Here is a 14,834-nt window from a genome sequence, read left to right on the forward strand (position 1 = left end):
AGGACTCCTGCGCCCCGCCCACGATGGCGGGCGGGGTGATCATGCTCAGTAGTGGATGACGGTGCGGATGCTCTTGCCTTGGTGCATCAGGTCGAACGCCTCGTTGATCTGTTCCAGCGGCATGGTGTGGGTGATGAAGTCATCAAGGCGGAACTCACCCTGCATATAGCGCTGCACATAGCTCGGCAGTTCGCTGCGACCGCGAACCCCGCCGAAGGCGCTGCCGCGCCAGACCCGACCGGTCACCAGCTGGAACGGACGGGTGCTGATCTCCTGACCCGCTCCGGCCACGCCGATGATGACCGACTCGCCCCAACCCTTGTGGCAGCACTCCAGCGCCGCACGCATCACCTTGACGTTGCCGATGCACTCGAAGGAGAAGTCGACGCCGCCATCGGTCAGTTCGACGATCACCTCCTGAATCGGTTTGTCGTAATCGTTCGGGTTGATGCAGTCGGTGGCACCCAGCTTGCGGGCCAGTTCGAACTTGCTCTCGTTGATGTCGATGGCGATGATGCGACCGGCCTTGGCCAGACGGGCACCGATCACCGCCGAGAGGCCGATGCCACCCAGCCCGAAGATGGCGACGCTCTCACCCTCCTTCACCTTGGCGGTGTTCATCACGGCACCAATACCGGTGGTGACGCCGCAACCGAGCAGGCAGACCTCTTCCAGCGGGGCGGCCGGGTCTACCTTGGCGATGGAGATCTCCGGCAGTACCGTGTATTCGCTGAAGGTGGAGGTGCCCATGTAGTGATAGATGGGCTGGCCATCTTTCGAGAAGCGGGTGGTGCCGTCCGGCATCAGCCCCTTGCCCTGGGTGGTGCGGATCTTCTGGCACAGGTTGGTCTTGCCGGATTTGCAGAATTTGCACTCGCCGCACTCGGGGGTGTAGAGCGGGATCACGTGATCCCCCACCTTGACGCTGGTGACCCCTTCGCCGATGGACTCGACGATGCCGCCCCCCTCGTGGCCGAGAATGCAGGGGAAGACCCCTTCCGGATCCTCACCAGACAGCGTGAAGGCATCGGTGTGGCAGACGCCGGTCGCGACGATGCGCACCCGCACCTCGCCCGCTTGTGGCGGCATGACCTCGACCTCTTCGATGGAGAGGGGCTGACCTGGGCCCCAGGCGATGGCGGCTTTACACTTGATGCTTTGAACCTGTGCCATGAATGACATCCTTCTTGTTGAGCAGGGCGAACAGAGATGAGTTCGGACATTCAGTGTAGTTTCCCGCCGATTTGGTGATAATGAGGGCAAATCTCAAATCACTTTTACACACAGGTAATAATGTTCGGCTGGGAAGGGATCTGTGAATTTGTCAGCGTGGCGGAGCAGGGGGGCTTTACCCCGGCGGCGCGCAAGCTGGGGGTGTCGGTGGCGCAGGTCAGCCGTCAGGTAGCACAGCTGGAAGATCGGCTGCAGGCCAAGCTGCTGCTGCGCACCACCCGTCAGGTGCGGCTCACCGAGCTTGGCGAGATCTACTATCGCCACTGCCGTCAGCTGCTCGACAACCTCTACGAGGCAGAGCTGGCGGTGGGGCGCCATCAGGCGGTGCCGCAAGGGTCGCTGCGCATCACCGCCCCCGTCTCCTACGGCGAGAGCCGCATCGCCCCGCTGGTGAATGACTTCATGGTGCGTTTCCCCCAGCTGGAGGTGACTCTCAACCTCACCAACCAGCTGCTGGATCTGGTGCACGAAGGCTACGATCTGGCGCTGCGGCTCGGTCATCTCAAGGATTCGACGCTGGTGGCGCGCAAGCTGGCGCAGCGGGTGCCCTATGTCTGCGCCTCACCGGCTTACACCGCCCGCCACGGCATGCCCAACAGCCTCTCCGAGCTGACTCGCCACACCTGTCTGGTGGGCAACGGCGACGAGTGGCACTTCACCCTGGATGGTCGCCCCCACAGCGTGCGGGTGCGCGGTCTATTGCAGTGCAACAGCGGCCACGCTCTGCTGGATGCGGCGCTCAAGGGGATCGGCATCATCCAGCTGCCGGACTACTACGTGAGCGATCATCTGGCCTGCGGTGAACTGATCGAGCTGCTGCCCGAACTGCGGGCTCCGGCAGAGGGGATCTGGGCCCTCTATCCCCACAACCGTCACCTCTCCCCCAAGGTGCGACTGCTGGTGGACTATCTGGCCGAACGGCTGAGCGACCCGCACCAACCGGCGCTGGTGATGCCGATAGGTTAGGGCGCTTCCCAGCCGCTGACTTACCGGCGGTGGGCGACAGGTGTGATGGCCGGAAAATAAAAGAGCCCTTGAGGAATCAAGGGCTCTTTTGCAGGCAACAACCGGATAGTCAGCGACCCATCATTCGATATTTTGAATTTGCTCGCGCATCTGCTCGATGAGGACTTTAAGCTCGACGGCGGATTGGGTCACTTCGGCGTTGATGGACTTGGAGCCGAGGGTGTTCGACTCGCGGTTGAACTCCTGCATCATAAAGTCGAGACGACGGCCACAGGCGCCACCTTTTTTCATGATCTTGTTGGTTTCGCTGATGTGCATCTCCAGACGATCCAGCTCTTCGGCCACGTCGATCTTCTGGGCCAGCAGCACGATCTCCTGCTCGATGCGGGCCGGATCCAGCTCGACCTTGGCTTCGGCCAGACGGTCGGTGAGCTTCTGGCGCTGCCATTCGATGATCTGCGGCAGGTGGACGCGCACCTTCTTCACTTCCACCTGAATACCGGCCAGACGCTGTTCGATCAGCGCCTTGAGGTTGGCCCCTTCGCTGGCGCGGGAGGCGAGGAAATCTTCCATGGTCTGGTCAAAGCCGCCGAGCAGCTCGGTGGCGACCGCGTCCATGTCCTGCTCGGCGGCAGCCATGACACCCGGCCAACGCAGTACATCGACCGGGTTGAGCTGGCCCTGACCCGCCTCTTTCATTACCCAGCTGGCGCTGTCGATGATGAGCTTGGCCAGCTCTTCATTGATATGGAGTTGGCTGGCGGCGGCCTGAGCGGCTTCAAAACGCAGGTTGCACTCCACCTTGCCGCGCTGCAGCTTGGCGCGGAAACGCTCACGCAGAACCGGTTCCAGGCTGCGCAGTTGCTCCGGCAGGCGAATGTAGGTTTCCAGATAGCGCTGGTTGACCGAACGAATTTCCCAAACGGCTGTGCCCCAGTCGCCCTTGAATTCCTTGCGGGCGTAGGCGGTCATGCTGTGAATCATTGATTGTTCCGGGCTTGATGAAGTGTGCGGCCAGTATACTCAGCCCGGCCCTGCTCGTCAGCCGATGCCGTGGTTTTAGCGGCTGATATTTGGGGCGGGATCACTTATAATCCCCCGCCAATTTGAGCCAGCCCAGAGGTCCGTTCCATGTCACGTCCAAGCGATCGCAGTGCCGCGCAACTTCGCCCGGTTACCATTACCCGCAATTTCACCAAACATGCAGAAGGCTCAGTGCTGGTGGAGTTCGGTAACACTCGCGTGCTCTGCACCGCCAGCGTCGACACCAGCGTGCCTCGCTTCCTGAAAGGGAAGAATCAGGGGTGGGTGACTGCCGAATACGGCATGCTGCCGCGCTCCACCCACTCCCGGATGAACCGTGAAGCGGCCTCCGGCAAGCAGAGTGGCCGTACTCTGGAGATCTCCCGTTTGATCGCCCGCTCCCTGCGCGCCGCGGTAGACCTGACTGCGCTGGGCGAGCACTCCATCACCGTTGACTGTGACGTGCTGCAAGCCGATGGCGGCACCCGCACAGCCTCCATTACCGGTGCCTGTGTGGCGCTGGTGGATGCGCTGAACTGGATGGTCGAGAAGGGCATGCTCAAGCAGAGCCCGCTCAAGCAGATGATCGCCGCCGTCTCCGTCGGCATGTATCAGGGCGAAGCCATCTGCGATCTGGAGTACATCGAAGACTCCGCCGCCGAGACCGACATGAACGTGGTGATGACCGAAGATGGTCGCATCATCGAGGTGCAGGGCACCGCGGAGGCCGAGCCCTTCACCCATGAAGAGTTGCTGGAGATGCTGGCGCTCGCCAAGGGCGGCATCGCCGACATCATTGCGCTGCAGAAGCAGTCGCTCTCCTGATTTTAAAAACGCGGCATTGACCGCGTTTTTTTATACCCCCACACAAGTAAACGACAAGCCAAGCAAGGAGCCAGAATGAAAGCCTACCAGCGTCAATTTATCGAGTTCGCCCTGGAAAAACAGGTCCTCAAATTCGGTGAATTTACCCTGAAATCCGGTCGTAAAAGCCCCTACTTCTTCAACGCCGGTCTGTTCAACAGCGGCCGCGATCTGGCCCGTCTCGGCCGCTTCTATGCCGCCGCCCTGATGGATGCCGGCATCGAGTTCGATGTGCTGTTTGGCCCGGCCTACAAGGGGATCCCCATCGCCTCCGCCACTGCCGTACAGCTGGTGGAGCAGCACGATGTGGACGTGCCCTGGTGCTTCAACCGCAAGGAGGCCAAGGATCACGGCGAGGGCGGCAATCTGGTGGGCAGCCCGCTCAAGGGGCGCATCATGCTGGTGGACGATGTCATCACCGCCGGTACCGCCATCCGCGAATCCATGGATCTGATCCAGGCTAACGGCGCCTCGCTGGCGGGCGTGCTGATCGCGCTGGACCGTCAGGAGAAGGGCAAGGGCGAACTCTCCGCCATTCAGGAAGTGGAGCGTGACTACGGCGCCCACATCATCGCCATCATCCAGATGAGCGACTTGATCCAGTATCTGGAAGAGAAGCAGGCCGAACAGCCGGAGCTGGCCGAGCAACTGGTTGCCATGAAGGCTTACCGCGCCCAGTACGGTATCTGAGCTTCGCTCACACCGCGCAATAGCTGAATGCGGCGCCCGTTTGTTCTCTGGTAGCAAACGGGCGCCGTTTTTTCATCTGCAAAAAGTGGATCATGTGGCTTGAGCTTGCCCTTACAGTAAAGGTTAGGGTTAGCCAGTCGGCGTTTTGTGGTGCCGACGGGTTCCGAGGAGGAACAACATGACCACTCATCTTCAATCACCCATTCATCTGCAATTGCCGCTCAGCGGCATGAGCTGCGCCAACTGCGCAGGCCGCATCGCAGCCAGTCTCAACAAACTCGACGGGGTATCGGCCACCGTCAACTTCGCGCTGGAGCAGGCGGCCATCGAGCTGGCCAGCCCCGACCGTCTGCCAGTGGTGCTCGACAGCATCAAAAGTCAGGGTTATGACTACGGTAGCGAGACCTTTTTGTTTCAAATTACCGGTATGACTTGTGCCGGTTGTTCGGCTCGACTGAACAAGATGCTGGCCGCGTTGCCCGGCGTTATCTCGGCCGAGGTCAACTTTTCCATCGAACAGGCCCGGATCGTGCTGGTGCCCGGGATGCAGACGCCCGCCGCTTTGTGCGAGCAGATCGAGGCGCTCGGCTTTGGCGCCCAGCTGGCACAAGGCTCGGCCAGCGGCCGCCGCCAGCAGTTGCTGGAGCGGGAAGCGCAGGAGGCCGCCACTGCCCGTCAGGCGCAAACCCGGGTCATCGTCTCGGCTTTGCTGACGTTGCCGCTGCTGGCGGGGATGCTGGCCATGGCCGGGTTGTTCCCCTGGCATCTGCCTGCCTGGCTGGAGCTGCTGCTCGCCACCCCGGTGCAGTTCTGGATCGGGGCCCGTTTCTATCGAGGCGCCTGGCTCGCCATCAAGAACCGCACAGCCAATATGGATGTGCTGGTGGCCACCGGCACCAGCGCCGCCTACTTCTACAGTCTCTATCTGTTGTTGACGCTGGGGATGGCTGCCAGTGGCAAGCTCTATTTCGAGGCGAGCGCCATCATCATTACCCTGATTTCGTTGGGAAAACTGCTGGAGGCTCGGGCCAGACGCAGCACCCAGTCCGCCATTCGCGAACTGATGGCGCTGCGGCCGGAAACCGCCACCGTCTGGCGTGGCGAGAGTTGGCAGAGCGTCGCCATCGACGAGGTGCTGCGCGGTGAGCGGCTGCGGGTGCTGGTGGGTGAGCGGGTGCCGGTGGATGGCAAGATCCTGAGCGGCGCCAGCGAACTGGATGAGTCGATCCTCACCGGCGAGAGTCTGCCGGTGCCGCGCAGTGCGGGCGACAAGGTGCTGGGCGGAGCCATCAACCGCTCCGGCGTGCTGGAGATCGAAGCCACTACCGTGGGGGAGGACTCCAGTCTCAGCAAGATCATCGCATTGGTGGAGAGTGCCCAGATGGGCAAGGCTCCGCTGCAGCAACTGGTGGACAAGGTTTCTGCCGTGTTCGTACCGGTGGTGATGGCCATCGCCCTGTTCACTCTGCTGGTGTGGTACGCCATCAGCAACGACTTCGGTCAGGCACTGCTGGCGGCTGTGGCGGTGCTGGTGATCGCCTGTCCTTGCGCGCTGGGGCTGGCAACGCCGGCGGCCATCGTCACCGGTACCGGAGTGGCGGCGCGCCACGGCATTCTGATCAAGGATGTGGATACCCTGCAGAAGGCCCACGCCATCAAGGCGCTTATCTTCGACAAGACCGGCACGCTCACTCAGGGCAAGCCGGTGCTAGCCAGCTGGAGCGGCAATGACGAGCAACTGCGCCTCGCCGCCGCCCTGCAGCAGGCGAGCGAACACCCGCTGGCGCTGGCGATGCGGGAGGCCGTCGGCACAGAAGTGGCGTTGCCCCAGCCGGAGGCGGTGGAAGTGTGGGTCGGTGCCGGTATTGTCGGTCAGGTGGCGGGTCACACAGTCGCCATCGGTAATGGCTCCCTGCTGGCCCAGCTCGGCATTGATCAGCCGCAACAGGATGAACAAGCCGCCGATGGGGCGACCCGGGTTTGGGTGGCCATCGACGGCGTGGTGGCCGGCATCGCGGCGCTGGCCGATACCCTGCGCCCCGAGAGTCCGGAAGCCATCGCCACCCTGCGCCAGCGCGGCATCGCCAGCTGGCTGGTGAGCGGCGACGCGCAGGCCCCCGTGGCCCATATCGCCGCCAAGCTGGGGCTGGACGGGGCCTTCGACTCCGTGTTGCCAGCGGGCAAGGTGGAGAAAGTGGAGGCGCTGCGGGCGCAAACCCGCGGGCTGGTGGCCATGGTGGGGGACGGGGTGAACGACGCCCCGGCGCTGGCGGCGGCGGATGTCGGTATCGCCATGGGCTCCGGCTCCGACGTGGCGATGGAGACCGCTTCCATCACCCTGATGCGATCCGACCCGCGGCTGGTGGCCGATGCCATCGACATCTCGGCGGCGACCTGGCGCACCATACAGCAGAATCTGTTCTGGGCCTTCGTGTTCAACATCATCGGCATTCCGCTGGCGGCGCTGGGCTACCTGAGCCCCGAGCTGGCGGGGGCGGCCATGGCCCTGAGCAGCATCACCGTTTTGAGCAATTCCCTGTTATTGAAACGCTGGCAGCCCAAGGCGGCGCACGGGCCAGCATCCAACCCGATCAGTAAGGAGGCATAAATGAACATCAGCAAGGTTGCCAAGGCCACTGGGCTGACCGCCAAGACCATCCGTTATTACGAGAGCATTGGCCTCATCACAGCCCCGGTACGCAGTGACAACGGCTATCGCAGTTACACCGAGGGGGCGCTGCGCGAGCTGCGTTTCGTCAAGCGGGCGCGAGAGACCGGCTTCAATCTGGAAGAGTGTCAGGAGCTGCTGGCGCTCTATCGGGACGAGCACAGAACCAGTGCCCAGGTGAAGAAGCTGGCGCAGGAGAAGATCGTCGATCTGCGGGCTCGCATCGCCGGGCTGCAGGCCATGCTTACCTCCCTGGAAGGGTTGGTTTGCTGCTGCCACGGGGATGAAAATCCCGAGTGCCCGATCCTCGACGAATTGGAGAAGGGGTGAGCAAGGACTCACCTGCCAGCGCAGAAGAAATCGTTATTGATTGATTAACTTCTTAATAAGCGGCGCTTTATTGTTGCGGGTCAGGGGGTAATGGTAGACTGCTCGGCTCTTGTACAGGAGTACTCAGTTGACCCAGAGTGTGACACGCCAGGTTAAGCAGGCCATTATGGCCCAGCTCTATACCCATGCATCGTTCAGTCTCCCCTGTTTGGGCGTGTTGGCATTTGGCTGGAGTCTGCTGTTTCACGACTATCTACCCGCCATCGAAGCGCTCGGTTGGCTGGCAGGCACTTTCCTGTGGCTGCTGGGTCGGGGCTGGCACCTGCGCTGGCGTCGAGCCCGCCTGCACCAGACTCCGTTGCCGGTGCTGGAGCGGGAGCTCTTTATCGGAGCCACCATCACCTCCATCATCTGGGCCCTCGGGGTGCTGCTCTACATGGACAAGCTGCCCGATACCTACCGGGCCGCCATGATGATGCTCTCCAGCCTCATTCTTACCGGCAGCGCCATCATGCTGTTTGGCAGCCGCCGCACCCTCTATGGTTCCGCCCTGCCGCTGGGCATGGCGATGCTGTTCGAGCTGGGCAACGGTAACGAGCAGGAGCGGATTGTCTCCTGCATGCTGGCGGGCTATCTGTTTGTCTTTCTGCCGACCCTGCTGCGCCGGATGCGGCGGGATCAGATCGCCTCGCTCCACCACCGTTTCTCCAACGCCGAGCTGGTTGCCGAACTGAAGGCTGTCTCCGAGCATTTGCGCCTCACCTCTCGCCTCGACGGCCTGACCGGCATCGCCAACCGTGCCCATCTCGACGACTCTCTGGAGCGCGCCTGGCGGCGCTGCCATCGCGCCCGGGCGCCGTTGTCACTGGTGCTGGTGGATGTGGATTACTTCAAGCAGTTCAACGATCTCTACGGCCATCAGCTGGGGGATGACTGCCTGCAACAGGTGGCGGGGCTGCTGGCCGAGGTGGAGCGGCGCGAGGACGATCTGGCGGCCCGTTATGGCGGCGAAGAGTTTGCCTTGCTGCTGCCCTGCACCGGCATGCAGGGGGCATTGCAGGTGGCGGACAATGTGCGGCAGGCGCTCAAGGAGCTGGCCATCCCGCACCAGAAGTCACTGGTCTCCGGTCGGGTCACATGTAGTTTTGGTGTTGCGACACTGATACCGGACAACAGCATGAAAATCGCCGATTTGATCCAAAAAGCGGATGCGGCACTCTATCAGGCCAAGCATAATGGGCGGGATCGAATCGAAGTAGCCTTGATGGGTAAGGTTGCCTGAATTTAACGTGACAGATTAAAGAGGTTGTCTATGCAATGTCATCGTATCGAAGAGCTGCTGGAGTTGTTGCAGCCTGCCTGGATCAAGGAACAGGATCTCAGCCTGGTGCAGTTTGTTGCCAAACTGGCCCAAGAAGCGGGATTTGAAGGGCCTCTGTCCGAGCTGACCGACGACATGCTGATCTATCACCTCAAAATGCGGGAATCCGACAAGCAGGCGATGATCCCCGGTCTGGCCAAGGATCATGTGCCCGATTTCAAAGAGGCACTGCTCAAGGCTCGCGGAATCAAGTGAATCTTTAGCGGAAGCGCATCACCCTGGGGTGATGCGCTTTTTTGTTGCCGAAAATTGCGATCCAACCCCAATATTAGATACATCTAATCCACACAATTAGCATGCTGTTTAAGATATAATCCGCTCCATAACAAATAAGGGAGCGATGTCTTGCAATGGCCGACCACGATAAAATCGATATCAAGGACGTCACCGACAAGGGCGTAACCGGGACCTTCAACCCCAATACGTTCAAAGCCAGCGACGACAGATTCAACCCTGGCAACCGCATCTATGTGCGAGCCCAGAAAGGGTATTGGCAGCGGATGCGCAAGGCCATGGGCTGGTTCTTTGTGGCGCTGTTCGTGCTGCTGCCCTGGCTGCGTTACGACGGGCGACAGGCGGTGTTGTTCGACCTCGGTCACCAGCAGTTCCATATCTTTGGCGCCACCATCTGGCCGCAGGATCTGACCCTGCTGGCTTGGCTCTTCATGATCGCCGCCTTCGGACTCTTCTTTATTACCACCTTCCTCGGTCGGGTCTGGTGTGGCTATCTCTGCCCGCAGACGGTCTGGACCTTCATGTTCATCTGGTTTGAAGAGAAGCTGGAAGGGCCCGCCAACAAGCGGCGCAAGCTGGACGAGGCGCCCTGGAGCGGCGAGAAGCTGGCCCGCAAGGGGGCCAAGCATCTGGCCTGGCTGGCGATCTCGCTGGTCACCGGCCTGACCTTTGTCGCCTACTTCCAGGATGTGACCCGGTTGGTGCCGGATGTGCTGACCCTCAAGGCGAGCGGTTGGGTGCTGTTCTGGGTGAGTTTTTTCACCATCATTACCTACGGCAACGCCGGCTGGATGCGCGCCATCATGTGTATCCACATGTGCCCCTATGCCCGCTTCCAGTCCGCCATGTTCGACAAGGACACCTTCATCGTCGGCTATGACACCAAGCGTGGCGAGACCCGTGGCGCCCGCTCCCGCAAGGCAGATCCCAAGGCGATGGGGCTGGGCGACTGTATCGACTGCGATCTTTGCGTGCAGGTCTGCCCGACCGGTATCGATATCCGCGATGGCCTGCAGTACGAGTGCATCAACTGCGGTGCCTGCGTCGATGCCTGCGACCAGACCATGGAGCGGATGGGCTACCCGAAAGGGCTCATCAGCTACACCACCGAGCACAAGCTGGCCAACGACTCCACCCATGTGGCGCGGCCCAAGCTGATTGGTTACGGGCTGGTGATGGCGGTGATGCTGGGGGTGTTTGTCTACAACGCCATGTCCATCATGCCGATGGGGCTCGATATCTTGCGGGATCGCAACCAGCTGTTCCGCGAAAACAGCGAGGGGCTGATTGAGAACACCTACACCCTCAAGATCCTCAACAAGACCCTGCAGTCCCAGACCTACCAGCTGGATGTGGAGGGCTTGCCCGAGTATCAGTGGTTCGGCCCCCGTGAAGTGACCCTGAAGGCGGGCGAGATCTACACCCTGCCGGTCAGTCTGGCGGTCGATCCTTACAACCTGAAACGGCCGGCGCTGGATATCCAGTTCGTGCTGAAACGGGAGGGGGCGGCGCCCGATGACAGCAAGGGCAACCTGCGCCAGGGCAGCAAGTTTATCAGCCGGTTGTAACTGCGTGTGGCTGCGGGCCGGGCGTGACACCAGTCCGGTCACCAGCGAGCACGGCAATGGCGGGCAGTGGTGATAGAATGGGGCGCAACGGCGCCCCTTTCTTATGGTGGATGACATGCGTTTCAACTATTCCGACCTCAATCCCGACCTCATCATGGATGCGCTCGATCTCAGTGGCCTGCGGCTCGACTCCGGCCTTATCGAGCTCAACAGCTACGAAAACCGGGTCTACCAGTTTCAGGATGAGGATCGTCGCCGCTATGTGGTGAAGTTCTACCGTCCCGGCCGCTGGAGCCGGGCCCAGATCCTCGAGGAGCACGAGTTTGCCACCCGTCTCGCGGAGGCGGAGATCCCGGTCGCTGCACCGCTCGCCTTCGCGGGCGAGACCCTGCTGGAGCACGAGGGCTACCCCTTTGCTATCTGGCAGAGCGTCGGTGGCCGCCAGTTCGAGGTGGATAACCTCGACCAGCTGGAGTGGGTGGGGCGTTTCCTCGGTCGCATTCATCAGATCGGCGCCAGCAAGCCGTTCCACCATCGGGTACGGCTCGATGTGGATAGCATGCTGCACGAACCGCGTCAGCTGCTGGCGTCTGGCGAGTGGCTGCCAAGCGGGCTGGCGAAGCAATTCTTCGGGGTACTCGACGAGCTGATCAAGTATGTCAGCGACGCCATGACCCTGGATGTGGCGCAGATCTCCCTGCATGGCGATTGCCACCCGGGCAACATCCTCTGGCGCGATGGCCCCATGTTTGTCGACCTCGATGATTGCCGCACCGGCCCCGCGATTCAGGATCTCTGGATGATGCTGAGCGGCGAGCGCCACGAGCAGCAGATCCAGCTCGATACCCTGCTGGCGGGCTACGAGGAGTTTATGGAGTTCGACTCGCGGGAGCTGGCGCTGATCGAGCCGCTGCGGGCGATGCGCATCGTTCACTACATGGCGTGGCTGGCACGGCGCTGGGAAGATCCCGCCTTCCCCCGTCACTTCCCCTGGTTCAATACCGATCACTACTGGCGTCAACAGATAGCGACCCTGCACGATCAGCTGGAGGCACTGAAGGCGCCACCGTTGAGCCTGATGCCAAACTGGTGAAATAGAAGGGATCTTGCGCGGCAAGGGGGACTCGATCTCCGGCCCTGACCATTGACGTCAGCATGGCGAAACAATAGGCTTGGCACTGCTTCGGTTCGCCGGGCGTGCCTCACAGTGATCCCTTAACAGGAAACATCATGAAAAAAGTTCTATTTTTCCTTGCTGCCATGCTGATGATCCCCATGGTTCACGCCGCCCCCGAGTTCAAGGAAGGCGTCAACTACGATGTGGTCAAACAGACTGGCAGTGCCCAGCCGGAAGTGATGGAGTTTTTCTCCTACTACTGCCCGCACTGCGCTACCTTCGAACCGATCGTTGAACAGTTGAAGGCCGGGTTGCCAGAGGGTGTGCCCCTCAAGAAGAACCCGGTTGCCTTCCTCGGCCGCGAAATGGGCCCCGAGATGCAGCGTGCCTATGCCGTTGCCAGCCTGCTCAATGCCGAAGCCAAGCTGACTCCTGCCATCTTCACCAAGATCCACACCCAGCGTCAGCCGCCGATGAGCCGTGACGATGTGAAGAAGATCTTCGTGGACAACGGCGTACCGGCTGAGGAGTTCGACGGTGCCGTCGACAGCTTCGCCGTCTCCGGCATGGTCTCCCAGTTCGATCGCAACACCGAGAGCTACAACATTCGCGGTGTACCGGCCTTCCTGGTGAACGGCAAGTACATGGTGAAGATTGAATCCATCACCTCTCAAGAGCAGTTCAACAAGCTGGTGCAGTTCCTGCTGGCCAAGAAAGACTGATACCCCTTGAGTCGATAAAAAGCCCGCCGGTGTGAACCGGCGGGCTTTTTGTTTTCTGGCAATCTGGCAGGTCAGACCCCGACGTGGAACGCCTGTTTGAGGTTGCGGATAAACTCCGCATCCCGGCAGAGGGTCTTGCCCGGGCTGTCGGAGATCTTGGCAACCGGGCCGCCATTGCACTCGATCAGCTTGAAGACGATGTTCATCGGGCTGACGCCGGGCAGATCGCAGGTGAGCTTGGTGCCGATGCCGAAGCTGGTATTGATGCGGCCACGGAAGTGGCGGAACAGCTGCACCGCCTTGTCGAGGTTGAGCCCGTCGGAGAAGACCAGGGTCTTGTCGGTGGGGTCGATGCCAAGGCGCTGATAGTGACTGATCGCCTTCTCGCCCCACACCACCGGATCGCCGGAGTCGTGGCGCAAGCCCTGATAGCTGCTGGCCAGCTCGAAGTCGAAGTCCCGCAGGAAGGCATCCATGGTGATGCAGTCGGTCAGGGCGATACCGAGATGGTCGGTGAACTCGTCCAGCCAGCTGGTGAGGGCGGCGCGCTGGCTGTGCTCCAGCGGGAAGCCGAGCTGCTGGTGCGCCTGGAACCACTCATGGGCCTGGGTGCCGACAGCGGGCAGCTTGTACTTCTGGGCCAGCATGTAGTTGCTGGTGCCGCGAAACGCCGGCAGACGCTCCTTGAGGCGACCCACTACCGCATCCTGTACCGCGTGAGAGAAGCGGCGGCGGGTGCCGAAGTCGATGAGGTTGAACTCGCTCATCTCGTCGCTGCTCAGCTCCTTCTCCAGCTTGTCGATCTTCTGATCGAGCCGCTCCAGCGCGTGGCTGACGCCGAACTGGGGGTAGCGGAAGCGGTTGCGCATCTCGCTGATGATGGCGAGCACCGGGATTTCCCACAGGATCACATCCTGCCAGGGGCCCTCGACCCGCACATTGATGCGGCCATCCTGCTCGAACACTTTGAGCAGGGAGGCGTCGAGCGGCTTGCGGCGCAGGTGGTCGAGGTAGTCAGGGGTGAAGAAGGGACGCTCGGCCAGAAAATCGAGCTCTGGCTTGGTCAGTCGCAGGGAACCGGCGAGGCGCAGTTGCTCCTCGATCTGGCCCATCATGGGCAGCAGATCCTCTTCATTGCGGCTGTGAAACTCGGCCACCACCTCGGCATCCGGATAGCGATGGAACACCGCCTGCTGCATATGCAGCTTGTAGGCATCGGTGTCGAGCAGGCTGGTGAGGATTGGAGGCATATCAGGCTCCTCGCAGACTGGTGAGCACGATGGAGCTCCCCTGCCGCATATGTAACGTGCAGGCATCGGTGTCGAGCAGGCTGGTAAGAATCGGTGGCATATCAGGCGTCCAGCAGGCGTTGTACATCGATCAGGGTCTGGGCCAGTTCGGCGCCAGCCTCAATCATCTGGGTGTGGGCGCTGGCAACCGTCGCGGGCGCGATGCCACGGCAGGCATCGAGATGGACGATCACCCGGAAACCGGCGCGGCGCAGTTGCAGCACGCTGGTTTTGACACAGTAGTCGGTGGCGAGGCCGCCGACCAGTACGGTATCGACCTTGCGGGCTTGCAGGAATTCGATGAGTCCGGTGCTGCGCCGTTCGGCCAGGTCGTGGAAGCAGGTGCCGTAGGGATGGAGATCCGGTTCGACCCCCTTCCAGACGAAGAAGTCATAGTCGATGGGAGCGGGCAGGCCGTCGAGCAGCTCGAAGCCCTTGCTGCCCGGTACGCAGTGCACCGGCCAGGTGAGGTCGGCGTTGGGCAGATCCAGCGGCAGCAGCATGCCAGCGGGGTCAGAAACGGCCCAGTCGGCATTGGCGGGGTGAGAGTCCTTGCTGCCGATCCGCAGCGTGGCGAGGGTGGCCTGAGCGTTGAGCGCAGCCACAATATCATCACCGCCCGCAACGGGCAGTTCGTTCGGGCAGAGGGGGGTAAAGCCCTTCTGCGCATCAATATCCAGGCTGGCGACGGTTCCCATGATTGGCTCCTGCACATACTATTCGTGTGATATTATCTACCAAACATTAAT

General features: G+C 61.5%; 14 protein-coding genes. 10 read left to right on the forward strand and 4 right to left on the reverse strand.

All coding sequences use genetic code 11. From position 1 onward, the window contains the following. Nucleotides 1–45: 45 nt before the first annotated feature. On the reverse strand, nt 46–1,173 hold the full coding sequence (locus tag AB5Y99_RS16965) for an S-(hydroxymethyl)glutathione dehydrogenase/class III alcohol dehydrogenase (RefSeq protein ID WP_368210241.1): 1,128 nt from the start codon (nt 1,171–1,173) through the stop codon (nt 46–48). A 120-nt stretch (nt 1,174–1,293) separates the two neighbouring features. On the opposite strand from AB5Y99_RS16965, the gene AB5Y99_RS16970 reads away from it, so the two are divergent. Continuing rightward, nucleotides 1,294–2,199, forward strand: a complete 906-nt coding sequence (locus AB5Y99_RS16970) for a LysR substrate-binding domain-containing protein (protein ID WP_368210243.1) — start codon at nt 1,294–1,296, stop codon at nt 2,197–2,199. A 120-nt stretch (nt 2,200–2,319) separates the two neighbouring features. On the opposite strand, the gene AB5Y99_RS16975 is transcribed toward AB5Y99_RS16970, so the two are convergent. After that, the gene (locus AB5Y99_RS16975) at nt 2,320–3,183 is read right to left on the reverse strand and encodes a YicC/YloC family endoribonuclease (RefSeq protein ID WP_005342032.1); all 864 of its coding nucleotides are present in this window, start codon (nt 3,181–3,183) and stop codon (nt 2,320–2,322) included. 147 nt (nt 3,184–3,330) lie between these two features. On the opposite strand from AB5Y99_RS16975, the gene rph reads away from it, so the two are divergent. From rph to AB5Y99_RS17020, 9 genes are all read left to right on the forward strand, one after another. Continuing rightward, complete coding sequence (rph, locus tag AB5Y99_RS16980; RefSeq protein WP_040067619.1) at nt 3,331–4,047, forward strand: ribonuclease PH; 717 nt, start codon at nt 3,331–3,333, stop codon at nt 4,045–4,047. Nucleotides 4,048–4,122: 75 nt separating this feature from the next. Beyond that, the gene (gene pyrE, locus AB5Y99_RS16985) at nt 4,123–4,776 is read left to right on the forward strand and encodes an orotate phosphoribosyltransferase (protein ID WP_139747657.1); all 654 of its coding nucleotides are present in this window, start codon (nt 4,123–4,125) and stop codon (nt 4,774–4,776) included. 178 nt (nt 4,777–4,954) lie between these two features. Continuing rightward, nucleotides 4,955–7,384, forward strand: a complete 2,430-nt coding sequence (locus AB5Y99_RS16990; RefSeq protein ID WP_368210248.1) for a heavy metal translocating P-type ATPase — start codon at nt 4,955–4,957, stop codon at nt 7,382–7,384. Next, nucleotides 7,385–7,774, forward strand: coding sequence for a Cu(I)-responsive transcriptional regulator (gene cueR, locus AB5Y99_RS16995; protein ID WP_005356117.1), 390 nt, complete (start codon nt 7,385–7,387; stop codon nt 7,772–7,774). It begins immediately after the preceding gene. 127 nt (nt 7,775–7,901) lie between these two features. Then, the gene (locus AB5Y99_RS17000) at nt 7,902–9,056 is read left to right on the forward strand and encodes a GGDEF domain-containing protein (protein ID WP_005339596.1); all 1,155 of its coding nucleotides are present in this window, start codon (nt 7,902–7,904) and stop codon (nt 9,054–9,056) included. A 30-nt stretch (nt 9,057–9,086) separates the two neighbouring features. Beyond that, nucleotides 9,087–9,350, forward strand: a complete 264-nt coding sequence (locus AB5Y99_RS17005) for a YihD family protein (RefSeq protein ID WP_005339598.1) — start codon at nt 9,087–9,089, stop codon at nt 9,348–9,350. A 155-nt stretch (nt 9,351–9,505) separates the two neighbouring features. Beyond that, on the forward strand, nt 9,506–10,957 hold the full coding sequence (gene ccoG / locus AB5Y99_RS17010; protein ID WP_368210250.1) for a cytochrome c oxidase accessory protein CcoG: 1,452 nt from the start codon (nt 9,506–9,508) through the stop codon (nt 10,955–10,957). A gap of 103 nt (nt 10,958–11,060) precedes the next feature. Then, entirely contained in the window at nt 11,061–12,050 is a 990-nt protein-coding gene (locus tag AB5Y99_RS17015; protein WP_368210251.1) for a serine/threonine protein kinase, read from the forward strand. Between the two features lie 137 nt (nt 12,051–12,187). Then, complete coding sequence (locus AB5Y99_RS17020; protein WP_005339604.1) at nt 12,188–12,796, forward strand: thiol:disulfide interchange protein DsbA/DsbL; 609 nt, start codon at nt 12,188–12,190, stop codon at nt 12,794–12,796. 71 nt (nt 12,797–12,867) lie between these two features. Here AB5Y99_RS17020 and pncB read toward each other — a convergent pair whose 3' ends face one another. Then, the gene (pncB, locus tag AB5Y99_RS17025) at nt 12,868–14,046 is read right to left on the reverse strand and encodes a nicotinate phosphoribosyltransferase (RefSeq protein WP_005339605.1); all 1,179 of its coding nucleotides are present in this window, start codon (nt 14,044–14,046) and stop codon (nt 12,868–12,870) included. A gap of 101 nt (nt 14,047–14,147) precedes the next feature. Next, nucleotides 14,148–14,783, reverse strand: a complete 636-nt coding sequence (locus AB5Y99_RS17030) for a nicotinamidase (protein ID WP_005357452.1) — start codon at nt 14,781–14,783, stop codon at nt 14,148–14,150. Between the last annotated feature and the right edge of the window lie 51 nt (nt 14,784–14,834).

This window comes from Aeromonas sp. R4-2, from assembly GCF_040908295.1.
Lineage (GTDB): Bacteria > Pseudomonadota > Gammaproteobacteria > Enterobacterales > Aeromonadaceae > Aeromonas > Aeromonas veronii.

Bases quoted from the DNA above. Each gene is read 5' to 3' on its own strand.
- AB5Y99_RS16965 (WP_368210241.1), bottom strand. From the start codon at position 1,173: ATGGCACAGGTTCAAAGCATCAAGTGTAAAGCCGCCATCGCCTGGGGC.
- AB5Y99_RS16970 (WP_368210243.1), top strand. From the start codon at position 1,294: ATGTTCGGCTGGGAAGGGATCTGTGAATTTGTCAGCGTGGCGGAGCAG.
- AB5Y99_RS16975 (WP_005342032.1), bottom strand. From the start codon at position 3,183: ATGATTCACAGCATGACCGCCTACGCCCGCAAGGAATTCAAGGGCGAC.
- rph (WP_040067619.1), top strand. From the start codon at position 3,331: ATGTCACGTCCAAGCGATCGCAGTGCCGCGCAACTTCGCCCGGTTACC.
- pyrE (WP_139747657.1), top strand. From the start codon at position 4,123: ATGAAAGCCTACCAGCGTCAATTTATCGAGTTCGCCCTGGAAAAACAG.
- AB5Y99_RS16990 (WP_368210248.1), top strand. From the start codon at position 4,955: ATGACCACTCATCTTCAATCACCCATTCATCTGCAATTGCCGCTCAGC.
- cueR (WP_005356117.1), top strand. From the start codon at position 7,385: ATGAACATCAGCAAGGTTGCCAAGGCCACTGGGCTGACCGCCAAGACC.
- AB5Y99_RS17005 (WP_005339598.1), top strand. From the start codon at position 9,087: ATGCAATGTCATCGTATCGAAGAGCTGCTGGAGTTGTTGCAGCCTGCC.
- ccoG (WP_368210250.1), top strand. From the start codon at position 9,506: ATGGCCGACCACGATAAAATCGATATCAAGGACGTCACCGACAAGGGC.
- AB5Y99_RS17015 (WP_368210251.1), top strand. From the start codon at position 11,061: ATGGTGGATGACATGCGTTTCAACTATTCCGACCTCAATCCCGACCTC.
- AB5Y99_RS17020 (WP_005339604.1), top strand. From the start codon at position 12,188: ATGAAAAAAGTTCTATTTTTCCTTGCTGCCATGCTGATGATCCCCATG.
- pncB (WP_005339605.1), bottom strand. From the start codon at position 14,046: ATGCCTCCAATCCTCACCAGCCTGCTCGACACCGATGCCTACAAGCTG.
- AB5Y99_RS17030 (WP_005357452.1), bottom strand. From the start codon at position 14,783: ATGGGAACCGTCGCCAGCCTGGATATTGATGCGCAGAAGGGCTTTACC.